Source organism: Micromonospora sp. C28SCA-DRY-2 (genome assembly GCF_030519475.1).
Taxonomy (GTDB): Bacteria; Actinomycetota; Actinomycetes; order Mycobacteriales; family Micromonosporaceae; genus Micromonospora.
In genome coordinates this window covers 95279-118431 of record NZ_JAUMKD010000003.1, presented here as the reverse complement: position 1 = coordinate 118431, position 23153 = coordinate 95279, and the positions used below count along the sequence as shown (strand labels likewise).

The 23153-nt window shown below is 71.9% G+C and carries 18 protein-coding genes; 13 read left to right on the top strand and 5 right to left on the bottom strand.

Annotation, left to right across the window (positions count from 1 at the left end; genetic code table 11):
• Positions 1 to 80 precede the first annotated feature (80 nt).
• Positions 81 to 1682, top strand: coding sequence for a glycosyltransferase 87 family protein (locus Q3W71_RS14250; RefSeq protein WP_302919790.1), 1602 nt, complete (start codon positions 81 to 83; stop codon positions 1680 to 1682).
• Positions 1683 to 1686: 4 nt separating this feature from the next.
• Here the strand turns inward: Q3W71_RS14250 and Q3W71_RS14245 are convergent, their stop codons facing one another.
• Complete coding sequence (locus Q3W71_RS14245; RefSeq protein WP_302919789.1) at positions 1687 to 1872, bottom strand: DUF6767 domain-containing protein; 186 nt, start codon at positions 1870 to 1872, stop codon at positions 1687 to 1689.
• A 235-nt stretch (positions 1873 to 2107) separates the two neighbouring features.
• Between Q3W71_RS14245 and Q3W71_RS14240 the strand changes: the two genes are divergently transcribed.
• The 4 genes from Q3W71_RS14240 (at position 2108) to Q3W71_RS14225 (ending at position 7232) form a co-directional block, all read left to right on the top strand.
• On the top strand, positions 2108 to 2590 hold the full coding sequence (locus tag Q3W71_RS14240; protein ID WP_302919788.1) for a hypothetical protein: 483 nt from the start codon (positions 2108 to 2110) through the stop codon (positions 2588 to 2590).
• A gap of 76 nt (positions 2591 to 2666) precedes the next feature.
• Positions 2667 to 3884: an MFS transporter gene (locus Q3W71_RS14235; protein WP_302919787.1), complete on the top strand. Its 1218-nt coding sequence runs from the start codon at positions 2667 to 2669 to the stop codon at positions 3882 to 3884.
• Positions 3885 to 4142: 258 nt separating this feature from the next.
• The gene (locus tag Q3W71_RS14230; RefSeq protein WP_302919786.1) at positions 4143 to 5765 is read left to right on the top strand and encodes a glycoside hydrolase family 43 protein; all 1623 of its coding nucleotides are present in this window, start codon (positions 4143 to 4145) and stop codon (positions 5763 to 5765) included.
• A 273-nt stretch (positions 5766 to 6038) separates the two neighbouring features.
• Positions 6039 to 7232, top strand: coding sequence for an endo-1,4-beta-xylanase (locus tag Q3W71_RS14225; RefSeq protein WP_302919785.1), 1194 nt, complete (start codon positions 6039 to 6041; stop codon positions 7230 to 7232).
• A 125-nt stretch (positions 7233 to 7357) separates the two neighbouring features.
• Here the strand turns inward: Q3W71_RS14225 and Q3W71_RS14220 are convergent, their stop codons facing one another.
• Positions 7358 to 8371: a LacI family DNA-binding transcriptional regulator gene (locus Q3W71_RS14220; protein ID WP_302919784.1), complete on the bottom strand. Its 1014-nt coding sequence runs from the start codon at positions 8369 to 8371 to the stop codon at positions 7358 to 7360.
• A gap of 140 nt (positions 8372 to 8511) precedes the next feature.
• Here Q3W71_RS14220 and Q3W71_RS14215 point away from each other — a divergent pair, with 140 nt between their 5' ends.
• The 7 genes from Q3W71_RS14215 (at position 8512) to Q3W71_RS14185 (ending at position 17472) form a co-directional block, all read left to right on the top strand.
• Complete coding sequence (locus Q3W71_RS14215) at positions 8512 to 9819, top strand: ABC transporter substrate-binding protein (protein ID WP_302919783.1); 1308 nt, start codon at positions 8512 to 8514, stop codon at positions 9817 to 9819.
• Complete coding sequence (locus Q3W71_RS14210; protein WP_302919782.1) at positions 9816 to 10814, top strand: carbohydrate ABC transporter permease; 999 nt, start codon at positions 9816 to 9818, stop codon at positions 10812 to 10814. The genes Q3W71_RS14215 and Q3W71_RS14210 overlap by 4 nt, the downstream gene beginning before the upstream one ends.
• Entirely contained in the window at positions 10811 to 11677 is an 867-nt protein-coding gene (locus Q3W71_RS14205) for a carbohydrate ABC transporter permease (protein ID WP_302920412.1), read from the top strand. Before Q3W71_RS14210 ends, Q3W71_RS14205 begins: the two co-directional genes overlap by 4 nt.
• Positions 11678 to 11714: 37 nt before the next feature.
• Positions 11715 to 14048 carry a glycoside hydrolase family 3 N-terminal domain-containing protein gene (locus tag Q3W71_RS14200; RefSeq protein ID WP_302919781.1) on the top strand — a complete coding sequence of 778 codons (2334 nt, stop codon included), beginning with the start codon at positions 11715 to 11717 and terminating at the stop codon, positions 14046 to 14048.
• A gap of 315 nt (positions 14049 to 14363) precedes the next feature.
• The gene (locus Q3W71_RS14195; RefSeq protein ID WP_302919780.1) at positions 14364 to 14750 is read left to right on the top strand and encodes a DUF2267 domain-containing protein; all 387 of its coding nucleotides are present in this window, start codon (positions 14364 to 14366) and stop codon (positions 14748 to 14750) included.
• 317 nt (positions 14751 to 15067) lie between these two features.
• Positions 15068 to 16612, top strand: coding sequence for an amino acid permease (locus Q3W71_RS14190; RefSeq protein ID WP_302919779.1), 1545 nt, complete (start codon positions 15068 to 15070; stop codon positions 16610 to 16612).
• A gap of 179 nt (positions 16613 to 16791) precedes the next feature.
• Positions 16792 to 17472 (top strand): DUF305 domain-containing protein, encoded by a 681-nt coding sequence (locus tag Q3W71_RS14185; RefSeq protein ID WP_302919778.1) that lies wholly within the window; start codon positions 16792 to 16794, stop codon positions 17470 to 17472.
• Between the two features lie 70 nt (positions 17473 to 17542).
• Here Q3W71_RS14185 and Q3W71_RS14180 read toward each other — a convergent pair whose 3' ends face one another.
• Complete coding sequence (locus Q3W71_RS14180; protein ID WP_302920411.1) at positions 17543 to 19492, bottom strand: LVIVD repeat-containing protein; 1950 nt, start codon at positions 19490 to 19492, stop codon at positions 17543 to 17545.
• Positions 19493 to 19784: 292 nt separating this feature from the next.
• A complete protein-coding gene (locus Q3W71_RS14175; RefSeq protein WP_302919777.1) occupies positions 19785 to 20966 on the bottom strand; it encodes a Cmx/CmrA family chloramphenicol efflux MFS transporter in 1182 nt (393 codons plus the stop codon).
• A gap of 296 nt (positions 20967 to 21262) precedes the next feature.
• Between Q3W71_RS14175 and Q3W71_RS14170 the strand changes: the two genes are divergently transcribed.
• Complete coding sequence (locus Q3W71_RS14170) at positions 21263 to 21901, top strand: hypothetical protein (RefSeq protein WP_302919776.1); 639 nt, start codon at positions 21263 to 21265, stop codon at positions 21899 to 21901.
• A 203-nt stretch (positions 21902 to 22104) separates the two neighbouring features.
• Here Q3W71_RS14170 and Q3W71_RS14165 read toward each other — a convergent pair whose 3' ends face one another.
• Positions 22105 to 22788 (bottom strand): DUF4352 domain-containing protein, encoded by a 684-nt coding sequence (locus Q3W71_RS14165; protein ID WP_302919775.1) that lies wholly within the window; start codon positions 22786 to 22788, stop codon positions 22105 to 22107.
• Positions 22789 to 23153: the final 365 nt, after the last annotated feature.

Below are 23153 nucleotides of genomic sequence, written 5' to 3'. Positions count from 1 at the left end.
CATCACTGTAGGAGGGGGAGCGGGCGGCCGGAAGATCGTGCAGGCTGCGCCACGGGCGCGGCGGAACCTATCCTCTGTGGATGCGAGACCGGCGGGTGGTGCTGCTCTGGGCCGCGTTCGCGGTCACCGCGCTGGTGTCCACGTGGCTCGTGCTGCGCCGCGAGGACCGCCTCTCCGACCTGCACATCTACTACGGCGCGCTGGCCGACCTGCGCGCCGGTCGCCCGCTCTACGGGTACGTCGCGCACAACGGCGGCCCGTTCACCTACCCGCCGTTCGCGGCGCTGGTGCTCTGGCCGGTCACCGCGGTGCCGGAGGGGGTGGCGCAGGTGCTCTGGCTGCTGGCCACGTACGCCGCGGTGGTCGCCGTCGCCGTGCCGGTCGGCGCCGCGCTGACCACCGGCCGGTCCCGGCGGGCGGTGGTGGTCGCGGCGGTGGCGCTCGGGCTGCTGCTCTCCGCGCCGGTGCAGAGCAACCTGCGCTTCGGGCAGGTGAGCATCTTCATCGTGCTGGCGGCGCTGCTCGACGGCATGGGGGTGGTGCCGGCCCGGCTGCGCGGGATCCTGGTCGGGGTGGCCGCCGCGATCAAGCTGACCCCGCTGCTGTTCGTGGTCTACTTCCTGGCCACCGGCCGGTGGCGCGACGCCGCCCGCGCGCTGGCCGCCTTCGTCGCCTGCGCCGCGATCGCCGCCGTGGTGCTGCCGGCGGAGAGCTGGACCTACTGGGCCGGCACCATGCTGGAGACGTCCCGGATCGGCAACCTGGCCTCGCTGGGCAACCAGTCAGTGCACGGGATGCTGCTGCGCGTCGGCGTCGAGGAGACCGCCCTGCCGCTGGTGTGGGCCGCCCTGGTGGCCGCGATCTGCGCGGTGGCGTTGCTGCGCGCCCGGCACCTGGCCGCGCACGACCGGCCGGGGCACGCGGCGGTACTCGTCGGCTGCGCCACCGTGGCCGCCTCCCCGGTCTCCTGGACGCACCACCAGATCTGGCCGGTGCTCGCCGCCATGCTGCTGATCGGGCTCGCCGGCGTCGCCCGCAAGGTGGCCGGCGTGGCGCTGCTGGTGGCCATGGTGGTGTCGCTCGGCGCCGTGCTCAGCCCGGTGTCGACCCGGCCGGGCGTGCAGTTCCTCTTCGAGAACGCGCGCACGCTCGGCGTGTGCCTGCTCTGCCTGGCCGGGTTCGGCGGGGTGGCGGTCGCCGCCACCCGCACCGCCCGCACGGCGGCGCCGCGCCGGGCCTGGCTGCGGGTCGGCGTCGCGGCCACCGCCACGCTGGCGTTCTTCGCCGTGCAGCCGCTGCCCGCCGGGGCCGATCCCACCTTCAAGGCGTACGACCTCGACGACGTGGTCAACCCGCGCTACTTCTTCGTCTGCCGGGGGCCGGCCGAGTGTGCCGCCTTCGGCACCGGCGCGCCGGTCACCTTCGGCACCCGGGTGGAGAAGACGAAGGTACGGGTCAACGGGGTGGTCGCCCCGCAGGTGGCCCGGCTGGCCTACTACTCGGCGCCGGGTGGCACGCCCCGGGAGATCCCGCTGCTGGCCGCGTATCCGGGGACCCGGACGTTCTCCTTCCGGTCGGCCACCATGGCGCACGGGCGACTGGTCGCGTACGCCGCCGACGGCCAGCCGATCGCCAGCTACGACGAGGAACTCGCCGCCGCCTTCCGCGCCGACCAGCCGTAGCTCGTCACGCCCGCTGGCGGGGCACTGTCCACCGGGTGCGGTGCACCCCGTCGCGCAGTTCGGCGTCGGTCATGACGAGGTGGACCAGCGGGCAGTCCTGCGGCCCGGTCACGTCCAGCTGGCACAGCGTGCACGGCTCGCCGGGGCGGAGCGGGCACCGGGCGTCCGGCCGGCTCGGGCGGCTGTTCACGGATACCAGCGTCGCCCCGCCGGCGACCGCCCGGCAGGGCCGTTGGTCCCCGGACCCTGGCCGTGCCGGTCACACCGGGCCGGGCCCGGGTCGGCGGTGCGAGATTCGAGCCAGCTGACCGGCCCAGCGGGCTCGCACCCCGGCGACCGTCGTCCGTCACCGGCCCGCGCCGCCGCGCCCGGTTGGCCAGCGACCGCCCGGGAACCGCTCCGCTCTGTCAATGTAGCGTTGACAGGTGACCTCGGAGCTGTCCCGGTTGACCGACCTGCGTGCCGTCCGCACCCGGCTCGACGAGGAGGAGCTGGAGCTGATCCACCGGGCGCGCCACGCCGGCGCGACCTGGGCGCAGATCGCCGCCGCGCTGGGGCTGGCCAGCCGGCAGGCCGCCGAGCAGCGCCGGCAACGCCTGGCCGCGGCCCGGTCGTCGCGGCGGCGCAGCCTCGACCTGCGCTACCCGCCGGCCATCGCGGCGATCCGGAACGCGGTGTCGGACCTGCGGCGCTGGATCGACACGGACCGGCGCTGGGACAGCCGGTTCCGCCGGGCGGAGTTGGTCCGCCGCACCGCCGAGGCCGCCCTCGACGCCCCGCCCGGCGCGCTCTACGCACTCGCCCTGCTGATCGCCGCCGACCTCGCGGAGGCGGGGCCCGACCGGCTGCCCGCGCCCGTCCGAGCCGTCGCGGCCGCCCTGGACGGCGCGCTGTCAACACCGCATTGACGGCCGCCGCCGATGTTGTCTGTCGCCGACGCAAGTCTGAGGATGTGAGTCGTATCGGCTCAACTCTGGAGGGCTCATGCGCCGCAACGCTGGCCTGTTCGTGGCGATCTCGCTGCTGTCCGGCTTCGGCAGCAGCGCCATGTCCCTGGTGGCCGGCATCTGGATCCTCGACCTCACCGGGTCCACCGGCCTCGCCGCCCTGGCCGGGCTGTGCGTGTACGCCCCGGTCCTGGCCGGCCCGTGGCTGGGCGCCCTGCTCGACCGGGCACCGCGGCGACCGCTGGTCGTCGCGGTCAACCTGGCGTTGGCCGGCGTCCTGCTGAGCCTCCTGGCCGTCCGGGGGCCCGGGCAGACCTGGCTGCTGTTCGCCGTCTCGTGCGCCTACGGCCTCAGCTACGTGCTCATCGACGCGGGCGAGACGGCGCTGCTGCCGGCCGCCCTGTCACCCGCCGAACTCGGCGACGTCAACGGGTGGCGCTCCAGCGCCCAGGAGGGCATGAAGCTGGTCGCCCCGGCGGCCGGCGCCGGCCTGTACGGGTGGCACGGCGGCCACGCCGTCGCCGTGCTCAGCGCGGCCATGCCGGTGCTGGTCGCCGCCCTGTACCTGGCGGTGCGACTGGTCCACACCCCACCCCGTCCGCCGGCCCACGAGCGGGGCGGCCTCCGGGCCGGGCTCTCCGTCCTGGCCGGGCAGCGGGCGACCCGCGTCCCGGTGGCGCTCGCCGCGGTGTCGATCGCCATGTCCGGCTTCTCCACCGCGGCGGTCTACGCGATGGTCGTCACCGAACTCGCCCTGCCGGCGACGTTCCTCGGCGTGCTGGTCAGCGCGCAGGGTGCCGGATCGCTGGCCGGCGGCCTGATCGTCGGGCGGCTCATCGCCCGGCGTGGCCCGGTCGCCGCGGCCGTCGCCGGCGCCGTGCTCTTCGCGGCCGGCTGCCTGGCGCGGTGCCTGCCCTGGTGGCCGGGCACGGTGGTCGGTTCGGTGGTCGCCGGTGTCGGCCTGCCCTGGGCGCTGGTCGCGGCGGTGACCGCCGTGCAGACGCACACGCCGGCGGCGATGCTCGGCCGGGTGGCCGGGACGGCGACCACCGCGATGTTCGGGCCGATCGCCGTGGCGATCCCGCTCGGCTCGGCCGCCGTCCACCTGGGCGGCCAACCGCCGCTCGTCGCGGCCGCGGTGATCTGTCTGCTGTCGGTGCTGCTCGCCCACCGGGGTCGTGGCACTGGTCGGCAGTCCGGCGAGCCGGGTGGGACCGTGCCCGACGAACCGGCCGTCCGCCCGGTCGCGAGCTGAGCCGGCCGGCGTCGCGCCGTTGGCGGCCGGTGGACGCGGGCCGAGGCGGGCGGTGGTGCCAGAAGATCGCTCAGTCCGAAAGTTTCGAGCGCCGACCGGCGTCGCTCCCGGGTGGCCGGCGGGCGCGTCAGGACTGGGCTTCATCGATCAAAGGGCTGTTCGCCGGCGGGCCGGAACCGTTACGGTGGGCGGAATTCCGACGCCTCCCGGCGATGATTTCCGGAAAGATGCCGGGAGTAGACCCTGAAGGAGTCGCACATGTCGACCGAGACCGCAGCGCTGGCCACCGCCCGGTCGATCCGCAACCCCGTCCTCACCGGATTCCACCCGGACCCGTCGATCCTGCGCGTGGGCGACGACTACTACCTGGCCACCTCGACGTTCGAGTGGTACCCGGGGGTGCGCGTGCACCACTCGCGGGACCTGGTGCACTGGCGTGCGCTGGGCGGGATCATCACCGAGCGCCGCCTGCTGGACCTGCGCGGCTGCGGCGACTCCAACGGGATCTGGGCCCCCGACCTGTCCTATCACGACGGGCTGTTCCACCTGGTCTACAGCGACGTGGCCAGCTTCGCCAGCGGCTACTGGGACGCCCAGAACTTCCTCACCACCGCGCCCGACATCACCGGCCCCTGGTCGGACCCGGTCGCGCTGCACGCGCACGGCTTCGACGCCTCGCTCTTCCACGACGAGGACGGCTCCAGTTGGCTGCTGTCCATGAGCGCCGACTGGCGTCCGGGCCGCGACCGGTTCGGTGGCATCGAGATCCAGCGCTACGACCGCGCCCGGCGGCGCCTGGTCGGCGAAGCGAAGATCATCTTCACCGGCACGGAGGCCGGCCTGACCGAGGCGCCGCACGTCTACCGCCACGACGGCTGGTACTGGCTGGTCACCGCCGAGGGTGGCACCAGCTGGGAGCACCAGGTCACCGTCGCCCGCTCCCGGAACCTGCACGGCCCCTACGAGGTCCACCCGGCCGGGCCGCTGCTCACCTCCGTCGGCCGGCCGGACCTCGCGCTGCAGAAGGCCGGGCACGGCAGTCTGGTGCGGACCCAGCAGGGCGACTGGTACCTCGCCCACCTCGTCGGGCGCCCCTACACCCCGCTGGGCAACTGCGTCCTCGGGCGGGAGACCGCCATCCAGAAGATCGACTGGCCCCGCGGCGACTGGCCCAGCATCCCGGGCGGGGTGCCCGCCACCGAGATCCCCGCCCCGGACCTGCCCGCCCACCCGTGGCCGGTCGAGCCCGCGACCGACCACTTCGACGCCCCGGCGCTGGCCACCTGGTGGTCCACGCTGCGCCGCCCGGCGAGCGCCGACTGGGTCGACCTGCGGGCCCGCCCCTCGCACCTGCGCCTGCACGGTGGCCAGTCCCCGGTCGGCAAGCAGACGCCGAGCCTGGTCGGCCGGCGGGTCGGTGCGGCCCGCTGCTCGCTGGAGACGGTCGTCGAGTTCGACCCGGTCGACCACCGGCAGCTGGCCGGGATCACCGGCTACTACAACACCCTGAACTGGTACTACCTCTACCTGACCCGGGCCGACGACGGCCGGGTGGTGCTGGAACTGCTCAGCTCGGACAACGGCCGGCGGACCGCCTACCCGCAGCTCACCGTCGACGTCGGCGCCGCCGGCCGGGTCGGCCTGCGCGTCGAGTTCGACGGGCCGGTGCTGCGGTTCGGCTACGACCTGGGCGACGGCTGCCGGCAGCTCCCCGTCGAGGGGGACGCCACCGTCCTGTCGGACGAGCACGCCGCGCGGATCGTCGACGACGAACCGGCCGCGTGGGGCTTCACCGGCGCGTTCCTCGGGCTGTGGGTGCAGGACCTCGGCGGCGACGGGGCGTACGCCGACTTCGACCACGCCACGTACCGCGAGCACTGAGCCGTCGGGTCCCCGACGCGGGCCGGGCCACCCGACGCGGCCCGGCCCGCGTCGCCCACTTTCCGGAAATCTTCCGTGTTGACACGGCGACACATCGACTCCTAACGTTTCCGACCAAGTTCCGGTCAGAGTCCCGAAACTTCCGGCGTCGCGGGCCGAAACAATCGCCGCGCCGGCCACCACGCATCCGTCGACAGCCACCTCCGGCACCAGCGTGAACCCCCGTGCCCCGCGCGTCCGCGCCGGTCGCCGGTCAGCCCGAAAGGAACGCAGATGAAGCTGAGACGGTGGATAGCCACCGGCGCGGTCGCCGTCGCGACCGTCGCGGCGCTCAACGCCCTGCCCGCCACGGCGAGCCGCCCGTACGACCCGACCGAGCAGAGCCTGCGGACGCTCGGCCAGCGGCACGGCCTCCACATCGGCACCGCTGTCGACCTGGCCGTCCTCAACGACCCCGCCGACCCGCAGTACCGGCGGCTCGCCGCGTCCGAGTTCTCCTCGGTGACGGCCGAGAACGCCATGAAGTGGGAGAGCCTGGAGCCCACCCGGGGCACCTACAACTGGGGGCCGGCCGACGAACTGGTGAACTTCGCCCGCCAGAACAACCAGAGCGTCCGCGGTCACGTGCTGGTCTGGCACAACCAGCTGCCCGGCTGGCTGACCAGCGGCGTCGCCGACGGCTCCATCAGCAAGGAGGAGCTGCGTGCCCTGCTGAAGAAGCACATCACCACGGTGGTCAGCCGCTACAAGGGCAAGATCTGGCAGTGGGACGTGGTCAACGAGGCGGTCAGCGACCCGTGGGACAACCCGCCGACCCTGCACTACAAGGGGTTCTGGGCCCAGCACCTCGGGCCCGGCTACATCGCCGACGCCTTCCGCTGGGCGCGCGCCGCCGACCCGAAGGCGCTGCTGTTCTACAACGACTACAACATCGAGGCGTTCGGCTCCGGTGACCCGGCCAACGACAAGACCCAGTTCGTCTACGAGATGGCCCGGCGACTGCGGGCCGAGGGCGTGCCCATCGACGGCATCGGCAGCCAGGGCCACCTCGGCACCCAGTACGGCAACTACGACACCCTCCAGGTGGCGGCGGCGCTGAAGAAGTTCTCCGGGCTCGGCCTGGCCACCGCGTTCACCGAGGTCGACGTGCGCAGCCAGCTGACCGAGGGCGTGCAGGCCGGCGACTCCGACGAGATCAACCCGCGGCTGCAGGCGTCCGCCGCCAACTTCAGCGTGCTGTTGCGGGCCTGCCTGGCCGACCGGCACTGCCTGTCGTTCACCGTCTGGGGCTTCACCGACAAGCACTCCTGGGTGCCCGGCTGGTTCAGCGACCCGCCGGAGGGGATGGCCACCATCTACGACGAGAACTACCAGCCCAAGCGGGCCTACCACGAGTTGAAGGCCGACCTGATCTACGCCGGCCCGCCGTACGTCCTGCCGCGCGTACCGCACAAGCCGCGCCGGTGAGCCGATCCCGGAGGTGGGGTCGCACCGGCCTGCGTACGTCAGCAGGCCGTGCGGCCCCGCCGCGCGGCTACGCCACCAGCTCAGCCACCGGCCGGCGCGGCGTCGGAGGGCGCGGGGAGGCGCCGCTACGCGGCCGGGTCGACGGGGCGGCAGGAGGCGCGGACGACGAGTTCGGTGGGCAGCCGGATGTGGATGTCCCGCTCGACGCCGGCGATCAGGTCGACGAGCAGGCGCAGCGCCTCGGCGCCCATCCGCTGCAGCGGTTGCATGATGGTGGTCAGCGGCGGGTCGACCAGCGCCGACTCCGGGACGTTGTCGAAGCCGATGACGGACAGGTCGTCGGGGACCGTGAGGCCCATGCGCCGGGCGACGTCCATGGTGGAGATGGCGGAGAGGTCGTTGCCGGCGAAGATCGCGGTCGGCCGGTCGGGGAGGGCGAGCAGCTCCGCGGCCGTGCCGGCGGCGCTCTCGGTCCGGAAGCCACCGACGCGTACGAGCCGCTCGTCCACCGGCACGCCGGCGTCGGCCATGGCCTTGCGGAAGCCCGCCTCGCGCAGGCGGGCCGACTCGAGATCGGGGCGCCCGCTGATGTGCCCGATCCGGCGGTGGCCGAGCGACAGCAGATACTCGGTGGCGAGCACGGCACCGGCGAAGTTGTCGGAGTCGACGGTCGGCAGGCCGGACGGGCCGGTGTGCGGGTCGACGGCCACGACGTGGAAGCCCTGCTTGGTCTCGACCACGGTGGGCGTGACGATCACGGCCCCGTCGATCAGGGTGCCGGAGAGGCGGGCCAGCGACCGGCGCTCCCAGCCGATGGCCGCGCCGTCGCCGTCGCCGCCGGAGTAGGCCAGCAACTGGTAGCCGGTGCCGGCCACCTCCCTCGACGCTCCCTTGAGCAGCTCGGTCGAGAACGGCTCGAACTCGGCGACCAGGATGCCCAGCACGTTCGTGCGGTGGCTGCGCAGGCTCTGGGCCCCCAGGCTCGCCTCGTAGCCGAGCTGCCGGATCACCTGCTGGACGCGCTCCACTGTCGCTTCTGCCACGCCGTACCGACCGTTCACGACCTTGGACACGGTCGCCACCGAGACGCCGGCCGTACGGGCCACGTCCGACATCTTGACACGCTGCGGAAACGCCACGCCGACGATGATAGAGGGCCCCCAGGGACCCGTCACCGGAGATTCGAAAACGTTATCGATAACGATTGACACTGGGTTACACGGCTGTAAAACTCGGCCACCAAGCCGAGTATCGCGACTGACCAGTCGAGGAGACACCGATGGCGATGAAGCGCCGTGCGGGCGCCGTCCTAGCGCTGTTCCTGACCAGCGCACTCCTTGTCACCGCCTGCGGCGGTGGTGAGGACGAGGCGCCCGCCGAAAGCGAGCTCTACAAGAACCCGGTGACCCTGACCTGGTGGCACAACGCCTCCCAGGACGGGCCCGGCAAGACCTACTGGGAGAAGGTCGCCAAGGACTTCTCCGCACTCCACCCCACCGTCACGATCCAGATCGAGGCGATCGAGACCAACCAGCTCCAGCGCACCCGGCTCCCCGCCGCGCTGCTCACCAGTGACCCGCCGGACATCTTCCAGGCGTGGGGCGGCGGTGAGATGCGCGAGCAGGTGGAGGCCGACTACCTGAAGGACATCACCGACCAGGTCAAGACCGAGGTTGCCAACATCGGCAGCGCGGCCGAGATCTGGCAGGTGGACGGCAAGCAGTACGGCCTGCCGTTCCGGATGGGCATCGAGGGTATCTGGTACAACAAGGACATGTTCGCCAAGGCGGGCATCACCGCCCCGCCCACCACGTTCGAGGAGCTCAACGAGGCGGTCACCAAGCTCAAGGCGATCAACGTCGTTCCGATCGCCCTGGGTGCCGGCGACAAGTGGCCCGCCGCGCACTGGTGGTACAACTTCGCGCTGCGCGCCTGCTCGGTCGACACGCTGAAGAAGGCGTCGGTCGACCTCAACTTCGACGACCCGTGCTTCGTCAAGGCCGGCCAGGACCTGAAGACCTTCATCGACACCAAGCCGTTCCAGGCCAACTTCATCGCCACGCCGGGGCAGAACGACCCGACCAGCGCGAACGGCCTGCTCGCCAACGGCAAGGCCGCGATGGAGCTGATGGGCGACTGGAACCGGGGCACCCTGGAGACCGCCGCCGAGGACCCGGAGGCGCTCAAGAAGTTCCTCGGCTGGTTCCCGGTACCGGCGATCTCCGGTTCCGCGGGTGACCCGAAGGCGGCGCTCGGCGGCGGCGACGGGTTCTCCTGCGCCAAGAACGCCCCGGCCGAGTGCGTCGAGTTCCTCAAGTACATCGTCAGCCCCGAGGTGCAGAAGGGCTACGCCGAGACCGGCACCGGCCTGCCCGTCGCCAAGGGCGCGGAGGCCGGCATCACGGACCCGGCGCTGAAGTCCATCCTGGAGGCCACCTCCGGGGCGACCTACGTGCAGCTCTGGCTGGACACCGCCTTCGGCAGCACCGTCGGCAACGCGATGAACGACGCGATCGTCGCCATCTTCGCCGGCAACGGCAGTCCCGAGCAGGTCGTCTCGGCGATGAAGGCGGCCGCGAAGAAGTGACCTCCACCAACCCGACCCTGAACCCCGTCGGCGGCGCGGACGCGCCGCCGGCGGGCCCCCGGGCCGCCCGGCGTTCGTCCTCCCGGGCGGCCGAGGCCCGGCGCAAGTGGTACGAGATCATCGGGCTCACCACGCCCGCGATCGTCGTGTACGTGATGTTCGTGCTCGTGCCGATGGGCTTCGCGGTCTACTACAGCCTCTTCCGCTGGCGCGGGGTCGGGCCGCCCACCGAGTTCGTCGGTCTCGACAACTACGTGCTCGCCTTCCAGGACCCGATCTTCCTCGACGCGCTGCGCAACAACGCCATCATCGTGGTCGGCTCCCTCGTCATCCAGGGCCCCATCGCCCTGGGCGTGGCCCTGCTGCTCAACCGTCGCTTCCGCGGGCGCACCGGGTTCCGGCTGCTGGTGTTCGTGCCCTACGTGCTCGCCGAGGTCACCGTCGGCATCATGTGGAAGCTGCTGCTGACCGGTGGCGGTACGGTCGACGCGCTGCTGCGGTCGCTGGGGCTGGGCGGCCTGGTGCAGGCGTGGCTCGCCGACCTCGACGTCGTCATCTGGACGCTGCTGTTCGTCCTCACCTGGAAGTACGTCGGCTTCGCCATCATCCTGCTGCTGGCCGGCCTGTCGAACGTGCCGCCGGAGTTGACCGAGGCCGCCGCGATCGACGGCGCGACCTGGTGGCAGACCCAGCGCCACGTCACGCTCCCGCTGCTGGGCCCGACCATCCGGATCTGGATGTTCCTGTCGATGATCGGCTCGCTCCAGGTCTTCGACGTGATCTGGGTGACCTCGGTGCCCGCGGTGCGGTCCCTCGGCGCGTCGGCCACCATGGCGACGTACATGGTGGACAACGGCTTCTTCGCCCGGCTGTGGGGCTACGGCAACGCGGTGGCCGTGATCCTGTTCGTCATCTCGTTCGTCGCGGCACTGCTGTTCCAGCGCTTCCTCCTGCGCCGGGACATCGAGGGCGCCATCACCGGAAGGGCGAACTGACAGTGGCCGTCCATCCCGTTCCGTCCCCGTCCTCGTCCGGCCGCCCGATCGCGTGGAGCACCCCGCTCACCTACGTGCTGGCCCTCGCGGTGGCGGCCGTGTCGATCGCCCCGGTGGTCTACGTGATCGTCGGCGGCTTCCGCACCACCCCGCAGATCATCGCGGACCCGGCCGGCCTGCCCGACCCGTGGGTCTGGGACAACTACGCCCGGGTGCTGACCCAGAGCGACTTCTGGCAGCAGGCGTTCAACAGCGCGGTGATCGCCTTGGGCACGACGCTCGGCGTCGTGGTGCTCGGCGTCTGCGCCGCGTTCGTGCTCGCCCGGTACACCTTCCGCGGGCGTGAGGGGCTCTACACCTTCTTCACCCTCGGACTGCTCTTCCCGGCCGGCGCGGCGATCCTGCCGCTCTACCTGATGCTGCGCGACCTGAACCTGATCAACTCCTACTACGCGGTGATCCTCCCGCAGGTCGCCTTCCAACTCCCGCTCACGATCGTGATCCTGCGGCCGTTCCTCTCCGCGGTACCCCGCGAACTGGAGGACGCCGCCGCGATCGACGGCGCCGGCCGGCTCGGTTTCCTCTGGCGCATCCTGCTGCCGCTGTCCCGGCCCGCGCTGGTCACCGTCGGCGTCCTCGCGTTCGTGGCGAGCTGGAACGCGTTCCTCCTGCCGCTGCTCGTCCTCGGTGACGCCGAGCTGCACACCCTGCCGCTGGGCGTGCAGAACTTCTCGAGCCAGTACACCTCGGACACCGCGGGAATCCTCGCCTTCACCTCGCTGGCGATGCTGCCGGCACTTCTTTTCTTCACGTTCGCCGAAAAGCAAATCGTCGGTGGCCTGCAGGGTGCGGTCAAGGGATGAGCAACAGCGGCACGAGCACAAAAGGGGAAAGCACGGTATGACTGAGGTCCGCGATGCGGTGGGCACGTCGGTTCCGGTTCAGGCAGATCCGGACCACGACCGCCGGGACGGGCGGGACGGGCAGGACGGCGAGGCGCGCGTCCGTGAACTGCTCGGCCGGATGACGATCGAGGAGAAGGTCGCGCAACTCGTCGGCTTCTGGGAGAAGGGAGACGGCGAGGCCGTCGCACCGCTGCAGGGCGAGTTCGGCGACAGCACCAAGCTCGAGGACTTCTCCCGGCACGGGCTCGGCCACCTCACCCGGCCCTACGGCACCCGCCCGGTCGACGTCGCCGCACGCGCGGCCTGGCTGTGGAAGTTCCAGTCGGACCTGGTGACGGGGACCCGGCTCGGTATCCCGGCGATCGTCCACGAGGAGTGCCTCACCGGCCTCTCGGCGTGGAAGGCGGCCACCTTCCCCACCCCGCTGGCGTGGGGAGCCGCCTTCGACCCCGAACTCGTCACCGAGATGGCCGCGGCGATCGGGGCGTCGATGCGGGAACTGGGCATCCACCAGGGCCTCGCCCCGGTGCTCGACGTGATCCGTGACCCGCGCTGGGGCCGGGTCGACGAGTGCATCGCCGAGGACCCGTACCTGGTCGGCACGCTGGGCACGTCGTACGTGCGTGGCCTCCAGTCGCGGGGGGTGCACGCCACCCTGAAGCACTTCGTCGGCTACTCCGCCTCCCGCGCCGGGCGCAACTTCGGCCCGGTGCACGCCGGCCCGCGCGAGATCGCCGACGTGCTGCTCCTGCCGTTCGAGATGGCGATCCTCGACGGCGACGCGCGCTCCGTGATGCACTCCTACGCCGAGATCGACGGCGTGCCCGTCGCCGCCGACCCGACGTTGCTCACCGGGGTGCTGCGGGACCGGTGGGGCTTCGACGGCACGGTGGTGGCCGACTACTTCGGGGTGGCGTTCCTGAACCTGCTGCACCGCATCGCGGGCGACCACGCGGAGGCGGCCGTGCAGGCGCTGACCGCCGGCGTCGACGTCGAGCTGCCGACCGGCGACGCCTACCTCACCCTGGCGGAGACGGTGCGGGCCGGCAGGCTCGACGAGGCGCTCGTCGACCGGGCGGTGCTGCGGGTCCTGCGGCAGAAGCAGGAACTCGGGCTGCTCGACGCCACCTTCACCGACGAACCGACCCGGGCGGTCGACCTCGACTCGCCCGAACACCGGGCGATCGCCCGCCGCCTCGCGGAGGAGTCGATCGTCCTGGTCGCCAACCGGGACCTCCTCCCGCTGCCCGCGGGCCGGCGGGTGGCGGTCATCGGCCCGAACGCGGACCGGCCGGGCGCGCTCTTCGGCTGCTACTCCTTCCTCAACCACGTGCTCGTCCAGCATCCCGACGTGGAGACCGGCATCGAGGTCCCGACGGTCCTCGACGCGATGCGCACCGAGTTCGGCGCGGACCTGGTGAGCTGGGCGCCCGGCTGCGACGTGGACAGCGCCGACCGCTCCGGTTTCGACCAGGCCGTCGCCACGGCGGCCGCCGCGGAGGTCGCCGTCCTGGTCGTCGGCGACCACGCCGGCCTCTTCGGGCGCGGCACGGTCGGCGAGGGCTGCGACCGGGACGACCTGGAACTGCCGGGCGTGCAGCGCGACCTGGTCGAGGCGGTGCTGGCCACCGGCACGCCGGTCGTCCTCGTGCTGCTCACCGGCCGGCCGTACGCGGTCGACTGGGCGCTGGAGCGCTGCGCGGCGGTGATCCAGGCGTTCTTCCCCGGCGAGGAGGGCGCCGGGGCGATCACCGGCGTGCTCTCCGGGCGGGTCAACCCGTCGGGCCGGCTGCCGGTCAGCCTGCCCAGGTCGGCCGGGGCGCAGCCGTACTCCTACCTGCACCCCACGCTCGGCGAGGGCAGCGAGGTGACCAACCTGCCGACCACGCCCGCGGCGCCGTTCGGCCACGGCCTGTCCTACACCACTTTCGAGTACAGCGGCCTGACCGTGCCCGCCACGGTGCCGACGGACGGGTCGTTGCCGGTGACCGTTACCGTGACGAACACCGGCGCGGTCGCCGGCGACGAGGTGGTGCAGCTCTACGGCCGGGACGTGGTCGCCTCGGTGACCCGGCCGGTGGCGCAACTGCTCGGCTACCGGCGGGTCCGGCTGGAGCCGGGCCGGTCGGTCACCGTCCAGTTCACGGTGCCCACGACGCGGCTGGCCTTCTCCGACCGCACGCTCACCCGGGTGGTGGAGCCCGGCGACGTCGAACTCTGGGTCGGTACGAGCGCGCGGCGGGACGCGCAGGCGTCGACCACGTTGGTCGGTGACACCGTGCCCGTCACCAACACCTCCGCGCGGTGGACCACGTCCGAGATCGGCTGACGTACGTCCGGCTCGGGGCTGGGAGCCGTTGCCGCCGCTGCTCGCGGCCGCGGCGCGGATCGAGGACGGCCTCCGGAGCGGCTCCGACCGCTGGGCGCCGGCTGCCGTTCGGGCGACGGGCATACCGAACCGGTGGCCGGCAGACTCCCTACGTGCGGGTTTGGTGCGAAGCCCGACGGGAAGGCGAGCCGGCGCGACGGCAACTCCAGCCGCTCCGTCTGTCCGGTCCGGCCGCTTCCAGGAAGCCCTTCTTTCATGATCCGGACCAGCCCGGCGACGAACCGAAGAGTGGACGATGACCGGAGGTGGTCCAACGTGCAACATCACGAGTTCGTCGGTCAGGTCCAGGCCAGGGCACAACTGGCCGACGTCGGTGCGGCGACGTCCGCCATCCGCGCCACCTTGCAGACCCTTGGCGAGCGGATCCCCGAGGGACTGGCCGGGAACGTGGCCGCTGACCTTCCCCGCGAGATCGGCGAATACCTGCGGATGACCGCGGCGTCACCCAGCAGGGGTGTTCGGTTCGACAAGGAGGAGTTCCTCGCTCGGGTGTCCGATCGAGCCGGCATGAGCCGGACGCAGGCGTCGGATGCAGCCCGCGTCGTCCTCGAGGTCGCCGGCGAGGCGACGCAGGGCCGGGTGATGGAGCACCTTCAGGCGGCGCTCCCGGCGGATCTCCGGCAGATGGTTCGCGCCGGCTGAACCGGCCGATCCGGCGACCATCCGTCGCCGGGCGCCAGGCGTGAGAAGCGCCGGCCGGACGAACGACCCGCCGCCGCTCCCAGGACCGTGACCGGCGGGCGGTCGCCGAACCCGGCCCGATGTGGGGCCACACCAGCGCCCGCCGGAACCCCACTCGACGACGGGGATCGGGCGCCGCTTTCGCCCTCCCTGTCGGCATCGTGCTCCACCGTCGCGTTCCGTCGGCATCGCCTCGACGTTTACCGCTGCTGTTTTTGGGTCAGTCGTCAGCCCGTGGGCGAAATCAGGGTGGTCCGAGACGGCGAGGTGATCCGGTCGTGAGCCTGTTGCGCAGGAAATCGGTCGAGCAGTCGATCCGCGACACGGAACAGCCCGAGCACCAGCTCCGCAAGGTGCTGTCCGGCCTGGACCTGACCGTGTTCGGCATCGGGGTCATCATCGGCACGGGCATCTTCGTGCTGACCGGGGTGGCCGCGAACCAGACCGCCGGGCCCGCGGTCGCGGTGTCCTTCGTCGTGGCCGGCATCGCCTGCGCCCTGGCCGCGCTCTGCTACGCCGAGTTCGCGTCGACGGTGCCGGTCGCCGGCAGCGCCTACACCTACTCGTACGCCGCGCTCGGCGAGCTGGTCGCGTGGATCATCGGTTGGGACCTCATCCTGGAGTTCATCCTGGCCGGCGCCACGGTGGCGGTCGGGTGGTCGCAGTACCTGGCGGTGCTGCTGGAGACGCTCGGGGTGTCGCTGCCGGCCGCCGTCACCGGCGGTGAGGGCAGCGCGTTCAACCTGCCCGCCACGCTCATCGTGCTGATCCTCACCGCGGTCCTGGTCGCCGGCATCAAGGTCTCGTCACGGGTGAACGCCGTGGTCGTCGCCATCAAGGTGGCGGTGGTGCTCCTCGTGATCATCGCCGGCCTGTTCTTCCTCCAGCGGGACAACTACACCCCGTTCGTCCCGCCGGCCGAGCCCGCGGCGGGTGGTTCCGGCGCCGAGGCGACCCTGATGGAGGCCCTCTTCGGGCAGGCGCCGGCCAACTTCGGGATCAGCGGCATCTTCGCCGCCGCGGCGCTGGTGTTCTTCGCGTTCATCGGCTTCGACATCGTGGCCACCGCGGCCGAGGAGACCCGGGTGCCGCAGCGCGACGTGCCCCGCGGGATCCTCGGCTCGCTGGCGGTCTGCACCGCGCTCTACGTCGCCGTCTCGCTGGTCGTGGTGGGCATGCAGAACTACGCCGACCTGGACACGGAGGCACCGCTGGCCGCCGCGTTCCAGGCCGTCGACCAGCCGCTCTTCGCCAACCTGATCACCGTCGGCGCCCTCGCCGGGTTGACCACGGTGGTGATGATCCTGATGCTCGGGCAGAGCCGGGTCGCCTTCGCCATGAGCCGTGACGGGCTGCTGCCGCGCTGGTTGAGCCGGGTGCACCCGCGGTACGGCACCCCGCACCGGATCACCATCATCATCGGCCTGCTGGTGGCTGCGCTCGCCGGCTTCATCCCGCTGGAGGAACTCGCCGAGCTGGTCAACATCGGCACCCTGTTCGCGTTCGTCCTGGTCGCCGCCGCGGTCATCCTGCTGCGCCGCCGCCGGCCCGACCTGCCGCGCGGCTTCCGCGTCCCCTGGGGACCGGTGATCCCGGCGCTCGCGATCGTCGCCTGCGTGGTGCTGATGCTGTTCCTCACCGTCGAGACCTGGCTGCGGTTCCTCGCCTGGATGGCGCTGGGCTTCGTCGTCTACTTCCTCTACGGCCGCCGGCACAGCCGGCTCGCCACGGGTGGGGGAGAAGGCCCCGGGATGCCCGGCCCGGAGCGGGACCTCGACACCGGGTTCGGCTCCGCGTCGCCCCCGCCGCGCACGGACAGCTGACGCGCGTCGGCCCGGCTCGGCCGCCCGCGCGCCCGCACGGGCGGCCGACGCCGGCGGCGCGCGGGTCGCCCACGATCGCCGCTCCGGATCAGCGGTCGATCGGGATACGCTGGCCACCTACCTGACCGGGCGGGCCGCGATCCGGGCGCAGGACACAACCTAGGTACGGTGATCACATCGTGTTCTCGTCGCGTCGCCGAGTCCTGACCGCCGTGGCGGTCGCCGCCGTCACCGCGGTCGCGGCGCTGGTCGCCGTACTCCAGCTCACCGGTGACCGGCCGGACGAACCGGCCGCCACCCGGGTGGTCCAGCCCGGCGCGCCGGGTCAGGCGGGCCGGGCGCTCTCCCCGGCCGAGCAGGCGCAGCTGGCCTCGCCGCCGGCGCATACCGCCGCCGACACCCGGTTCATGCAACGGATGATCGCGCACCACGCGCAGGCGCTGGAGATGACCGCGCTCGTCCCGGACCGGGCGGAGAGCCGGGAGGTGTCGCTGCTCGCCCAGCGGATCGAGACGTCGCAGCGCGACGAGATCGGGCAGATGCAGCGGTGGCTCACCGAACGCGGCGAGCAGGTCCCGGGACCGCACGCACACCACGCCGGGCACGACGCGGTGATGCCGGGCATGCTCACCCCGGACCAGCTCAGCCGGTTGGGGCGGGCCCGCGGCGCGGAGTTCGACCGGCTCTTCCTCGACCTCATGATCCGTCATCACAACGGCGCGTTGACCATGGTGGAGCAGCTCTACGCGGCGGGGGGTGGGCTGGAGCCGGCCAGTGACCGGTTCGCCCGCGAGGTCAACGCCGACCAGGCCATCGAGATCAAGAGCATGCGGGAGCTGCTGGCAAAGCTCTCGGGCTGAGCGCTAGCGAGCGCCGGGGGCGTGTCCTGCCGGAGTTCGGCAGGACACGCCCCCGGGTTGACGGTCCTCGTCAGTCGAGGCTGGCGCACTGGCCGGTGGCCGGCCCGTGCACCGTGTTGGCCGCCCCGAGGTTGATCGGCGCGGGCGAGTTCCCGGTGCAGGCGAGCGGGCCCCGCACCGTGCTGTCGGCGATGATCGGCTCGACCGTCCCGGTGCCGCCGGTCAGCACGGCCGGCCCGTGGACCTCGGTGTCCACGATGGCCGCGCTGCCCGTCGTACCGGTGACGTTCACCGGGCCGCGCACGGTGCTGTGGTAGAGGTGCACCGCCGCCGCGTTCGACGCCGACACCGGGCCGGAGATCGACGAGTCGATGGCGAGCAGCGTGGCACCCGGGCGGACCGTGACCGGGCCGGAGACGGTCGCCCCGGTCAGGCAGGTGACGCCGGTGACCGTCAGCGGCCCCTTGTGCCGGTCGGAGACGGTCGTGGTGCAGGTCCGCAGCAACTGGTCGAAGCGGGCCCGGGCCACCGCGAAGCTCGGCGCCCAGCCGATCCTGGTCTGTAGCTGGGCGTTGAACTGCGGCAACCGCACCTCACGGGCCGCGGCGATCTCCGCCTCGGTCAGGTGCTCGCTGGGCCGCAGGCCGAAGACGTCGAAACCGCGCGCGATCTCGCTGCCGTAGATCTGGCCGTTGTACCAGTACGCCGACCAGAAGCCGCCGAGCATCAGGGCGGTGGGGCTGATCGGCCCCCGGTCGAAGTAGCCGATCTCGCGCGGGTTGGCCGAGTCGGTGAAGTCCATCAGCGAGATGCCGCCCTGGTACCAGGCCTGGGCCAGGATGTCCCGGCCGGGCACCGGGATCAGCGATCCGTTGTGGGCGACGCAGTTCTCCTGCAGCGTCTGCGGCACCGGCAGCTTGTAGTAGCTGGCGAACCGCATCCTGCCGTCCACGATGTCGAAGATCGCGTTGGCGCCCCACTGGGGCTGGTCGGTCGTACGGCACCGGGCGCCGGTGCCGCCGCCCCACTCGTCGGTGAAGACGACCTTCTTGCCGTCGTTGCTGAGCGTCGCGGAGTGCCAGTACGCGAAGTTCGGGTCGGAGACCTCGTCGACCCGCACCGGGTTCGCCGGGTCGGAGATGTCGATCAGGATCCCGTTGCCCTCACAGGCGCCCGCGGCCAGCCCGAGTTCCGGGTAGGCGGTGATGTCGTGGCAGGCGTCGGTGACCGGCGACGGGCTCCACGTCCCGCCCGACGGGTGCCGCGGCGCGGGCGGCGTGTTCTGCAGGCCGTCGACAGCGCCGGTCTCCGGGTTGGCGAACAGGCGCGGGCCGCTGACGATCGCGGCCTGCTCCGGGTGCGCCACCGGAACCTTGATGACGTCGATCCGCCACCGCGCCGGGTTCTCGCCGGACGCGGGCACGTTGTTGCAGCCGGCCATCGTGCTCGCCGGGCGCACCCCGGCGGTGCCGGAGACGTACACGTAGACGTTCGCGCTGTCGTCCGGATCGGTCACCAGGGTGTGGGTGTGCGAGCCCCGGCAGGTCTGCACGGCCGCGACCTGCACCGGGTTCGCCACGTCGCTGATGTCGAAGACGCGTACCCCCTGGAACCGGGTGCCGGCCGTGGGGTCGGTGCCGCAGTCGACCCGGCCGCGGCTCTCCTCGACCGACATGAAGAGCAGGTCGCCGTGGACCGAGAGGTCGCCCTGCCCGCCCGGGCACACCACGCTGGTGACGAGCGTCGGGTTGGCGGGTCGCGAGATGTCGTAGATGTTGAAGCCGTTGAAGTTGCCCATGAAGGCGTGCTTGCCGCCGAAGGCGAGATCCGAGCCGGCGAAGCCGAAGTCACCCGGGTTGGCCGGGTTGACGAATCCGGCCGGCTTGTCGTGGTGTGCCAGCAGGTCGAGGTTGCTGCTCGCGCTCTGCGCGTCCAGCCATCCCGGGCCGAGGCCGATCCGCGGATCCGGTCCGGGCTCCTGGCCGGACGCCGTGCCCGGCAGCGTGGCGATGAGGAGCATGGTCACGGCCGCCGCGCCGAGCACGCGACGTCGGCGGCCTGGTGTGCGATGTGTTCGTTCGGTCATGGGTGTCCTCCGCACGGTGCCCCCACTGGTGGCGGCGTACCTGGTGCGCGCACGCCGCGGTAGTAAGGACCGTACCGCCGGATCGGCCATTTAGGATCATGGACATTTCGCGGTGGGCGCGAAACCGCCGAATCCCGATCCGCTGGTCACGCCCGGTACCATGCCCGGTCCGCCGGTCGGCGTTCGACGTCGGCTCAGCACACGAGGGGACGGAACGTCCGCGTGGTCATCGGAGTGCCTGGCCGGCGTGGGGCGCGACGAGGCGCCGGAGCGGCAGGGCGATGAGCAGGGCCGCCGCGACCAGGAGGCCGCTGACCCACACCGGGCCGAGGTCGCCAGCGCCGGCCGCGAGGGTCGCCGCCGCGAGGACGGGGCCGCCGGCAGCACCGATGTTGAGCGCGGCGGTCGCATACGATCCACCCATGGTTGGGGCCCCCGCTGCCTCGTAGAGCACCCTGGCGATCAGGGTGCTGCCGACCGCGAAGGACAGCGTGCCCTGCACGAGCACGAGGAGCAGAACCGCCACCGGTCGGGCGGCCAGGGTCGCCATCGCGACCCAGCCGAGCAACAGCGACGGACCACCGACGGCGATCACGATGCCCGGACGCCGATCGGAGAGCCGTCCCGCGACGCCGACGCCGACGAAGGACCCGACTCCGAAGAGCACCAGCGCGACCGGGACCCACAGCTCGGCCAGGCCGGCGGTGTCGGTCACGATCGGTGCCAGGTAGGTGAACGTGGCGAAGGTGGCAGCGTTGACGAGGGCGCCGAGCAACATGACCAGGACCAGCCTCGGCAGCACGAGCTGCGCGATCTCGCTCCGGAGCGACGAACCGGCCGGAGCGTCCCGAGGGGTCTGCCCGGCACGTGCCGGGACGCCCATCACCACGCCGATGGCGGCGGGAAGGCAGAGCAGTGCGACCGCCCAGAAGGTTGCCCGCCAGCCGAGCACCGTGCCGAGCAGCGCACCGCCGGGAACGCCGGCGATGGTGGCCACCGTCGTACCCGAGAGCAGCACCGCCAGCGCGCGCCCCTTCTGGTCGGTGGCGACGAGCGTGGCCGCCGTGCTCAGCGCCACCGCGAGGAAGCCCGCGTTGGCCAGGGCGGCGACCACCCGGGTGACGAGCAGGACCGCGAAACTCGTCGTGCTGGCCCCCACGACGTGGGCCACGGCGAAGGCCAGCACGAAGCCCAGCAGGCTGGCCCGGGCAGGCCACCAGCGTGCCAGCGCCGCCATCAGTGGCGCGCCGACGACCATCCCGACAGCGAACGCCGAGGTCAGGAGCCCGGCGGCGCCGACCGACACGTCGAGGCTGGCGGCGATGTCCGGCACCAGGCCGGCGAGCATGAACTCAGAGGTGCCCATGGCGAAGACCGCCACGGCAAGCAGGTAGAGCGGCAGAGGCATCAGGAACTCCGAGGTGAGAGAGAACGGGGAGACGTCTCGTCACCGCGGTCAGCGCCCGAGGGTGCACGCAGATATCCCATGCAGCGGAGGCTGCTGGGACGCGAACGAGGAACTCAGTGGTGCAGGGGGCTGACGGCGTGACCGAAAGCCCCCACCGTGGATGCCTCAGGGCTCGACATGGCGCAGACCTTACTCAAACCCACCGGCCGTCACGCAACGGAGTTGTTGTCGTCTCCGCCTTGCCGCGTAGAAACGAGGGTCTGCGCCAGATCGGTCGTGTGACGTATGGTCGCCCGATGGTGCGGTTCCTGGCGCGGCTCCGTCCCGTGATCGTCGTGGGCGGGCAGGCGCTCGCCTGGCTGCTGCTCGCCCTGGACGCGCGCCGGGAATGGAGCGCGATCGGGCTCGTCGTGCTCGTGCTGTCGCTCGGTGCGCTCGCCGCCATACCGGCGGCGTTCGTCGGCTCGCCGAGATTCCTGCTGGCCACCCTGGTGACCCAGACCATCGGGGTCGGCGTCATCGCGCTGGCTCTGCACGACACGCCCGACAAGCGGGCCCTGTGGGCGTACGCCGTGGCGGCTCTCGCGGCGGTGGCCCTGCCGTCCAGCCGGCCGGCGTTCGGCCGGCCGACCGTGATCGGTCTGGGGCTGGCCTTCGTGCTCACCATCGGGGTGTCGGCTCCGGCGCTGGCCTGGGGTGGCCGGCAACCCGACGCGGTGGTGTGCGTGCGGCCGGGAGCGCCGGCCTGGGACCTGGTGCGGGAGAGCCACCGTTTCGACCCGGATCGCGTCATCGCCGGCTTCGGGCACGAGGGGCCACAGGCGGCGTGTGTGGAGGTGCTGTTCGATCCCGGCGCCACCGCCGGTGACGCCGATGACGTCGTTCGCCGCTACGCCAATGACCCGCGGGTGGTCTCGGCCAGCCGGGCGCGCTGAACCGGCACCCCGGCGCTCACCAGAGGGCGCTGTCGAGAATGCGCCGGGGCATCAACTCTCCGCCATGATCCAGCTGCGGTTTCCCGGCATGGCAATCCGCCTCGCCACCGGGAATTCCGAACACATTGGAGTCCCGGCCGGGACGGCCTCGACCAGGTCGTCGCCGAACGGCCGGGACGGAACCAGCCGGCCCGGCTATCCGGTCAAAGGGTCACGACTGCGTCCTCGGCAAAGGTGAACAGCCCCGCGTCGAACGTGATCGTCTTCAACTTCGTACCCTTGGGCACGTCGAAGAAGACGTTTGCGCGCACGGTGTTCCCAGGGTTGATCTCGTCGAGGAACCCGCTGGCGTCGTCATTGCCGTACATCCCGGCCGTGCCATCGGGGTCATACTCGCGGCCGGATGCGTCCTGTGCGGTTACCGTCCCGTCGGCGTGGAACAGGTGTGCGGACTTCGTCACGTTCTTCACGGAGATGTTCGCGCGGCAGAACATGCCCTGCGCCTTGCGGTTCAGGAACGAATCACCGACCTGCGAGATCCCGCACTTCATGCTGTTGACGGTGAATTCGAAGTCACCGCCACGAACCTTGTCACCGACGCGATACAGTCTGGGGCCAGCTTCCTTTGTCGGGCTCGGCGCGGCTGGGGCGGCAGCGGGCGAACTGGTGGATGGGGCTGACGCGGACCCAGCAGCGGTCGAGGATGGTTTCGCCGCCGCCTGCGTGGTGGGGCTCGCGCTAGACGACACGCTTGCCGGCTCGGGGTCACCCACGATGACGCCGACCATCCCGACGCCGCAGCAAAGGGCGACCATAGCCCCCACACCGATCAGCGTCGGGATGAGCCACGTCGGCCGCTTCCGAGGTGCGGGCACGGCTGGGTACATGGCCGTCGAAGCATGGCCGAACGGCGCCGACCCGTGGCCGGGCGGGCCGGAGTATGGCTGGTGCTGGCTCGGTTGGCCAGGAGTGGTCATATCTCTTAACCCCACAGGTCGTTAGCGCGGTGATCCGCCGTGCGAGTCCTGTGAACGGTATCCAGCGTGCAATGGCCAATTCGGCAACTGTCCGATTGGCGACGCGCTCTGCAATGGATCGTGGCCGACCAGGCACCCGTAGTCGGTCATAGGCGCCGGTCCGCTATCGAACGGGCAGTGGAGTCCCGACGATCAGCGGACGTCTCTCAAGGCGTTGTGAATGGGGTTTGGTGCCTTGGCGGACGAAAACGGGACCGGTCGTGGCGAGGCCGCCA

Excerpts from the sequence above, each read along its gene's own strand:
- Q3W71_RS14250 (WP_302919790.1), top strand. The coding sequence starts at position 81 with ATGCGAGACCGGCGGGTGGTGCTGCTCTGGGCCGCGTTCGCGGTCACC.
- Q3W71_RS14235 (WP_302919787.1), top strand. The coding sequence starts at position 2,667 with ATGCGCCGCAACGCTGGCCTGTTCGTGGCGATCTCGCTGCTGTCCGGC.
- Q3W71_RS14230 (WP_302919786.1), top strand. The coding sequence starts at position 4,143 with ATGTCGACCGAGACCGCAGCGCTGGCCACCGCCCGGTCGATCCGCAAC.
- Q3W71_RS14225 (WP_302919785.1), top strand. The coding sequence starts at position 6,039 with ATGAAGCTGAGACGGTGGATAGCCACCGGCGCGGTCGCCGTCGCGACC.
- Q3W71_RS14215 (WP_302919783.1), top strand. The coding sequence starts at position 8,512 with ATGGCGATGAAGCGCCGTGCGGGCGCCGTCCTAGCGCTGTTCCTGACC.
- Q3W71_RS14200 (WP_302919781.1), top strand. The coding sequence starts at position 11,715 with ATGACTGAGGTCCGCGATGCGGTGGGCACGTCGGTTCCGGTTCAGGCA.
- Q3W71_RS14180 (WP_302920411.1), bottom strand. The coding sequence starts at position 19,492 with ATGCTCCTCATCGCCACGCTGCCGGGCACGGCGTCCGGCCAGGAGCCC.
- Q3W71_RS14175 (WP_302919777.1), bottom strand. The coding sequence starts at position 20,966 with ATGCCTCTGCCGCTCTACCTGCTTGCCGTGGCGGTCTTCGCCATGGGC.
- Q3W71_RS14170 (WP_302919776.1), top strand. The coding sequence starts at position 21,263 with ATGGTGCGGTTCCTGGCGCGGCTCCGTCCCGTGATCGTCGTGGGCGGG.
- Q3W71_RS14165 (WP_302919775.1), bottom strand. The coding sequence starts at position 22,788 with ATGTACCCAGCCGTGCCCGCACCTCGGAAGCGGCCGACGTGGCTCATC.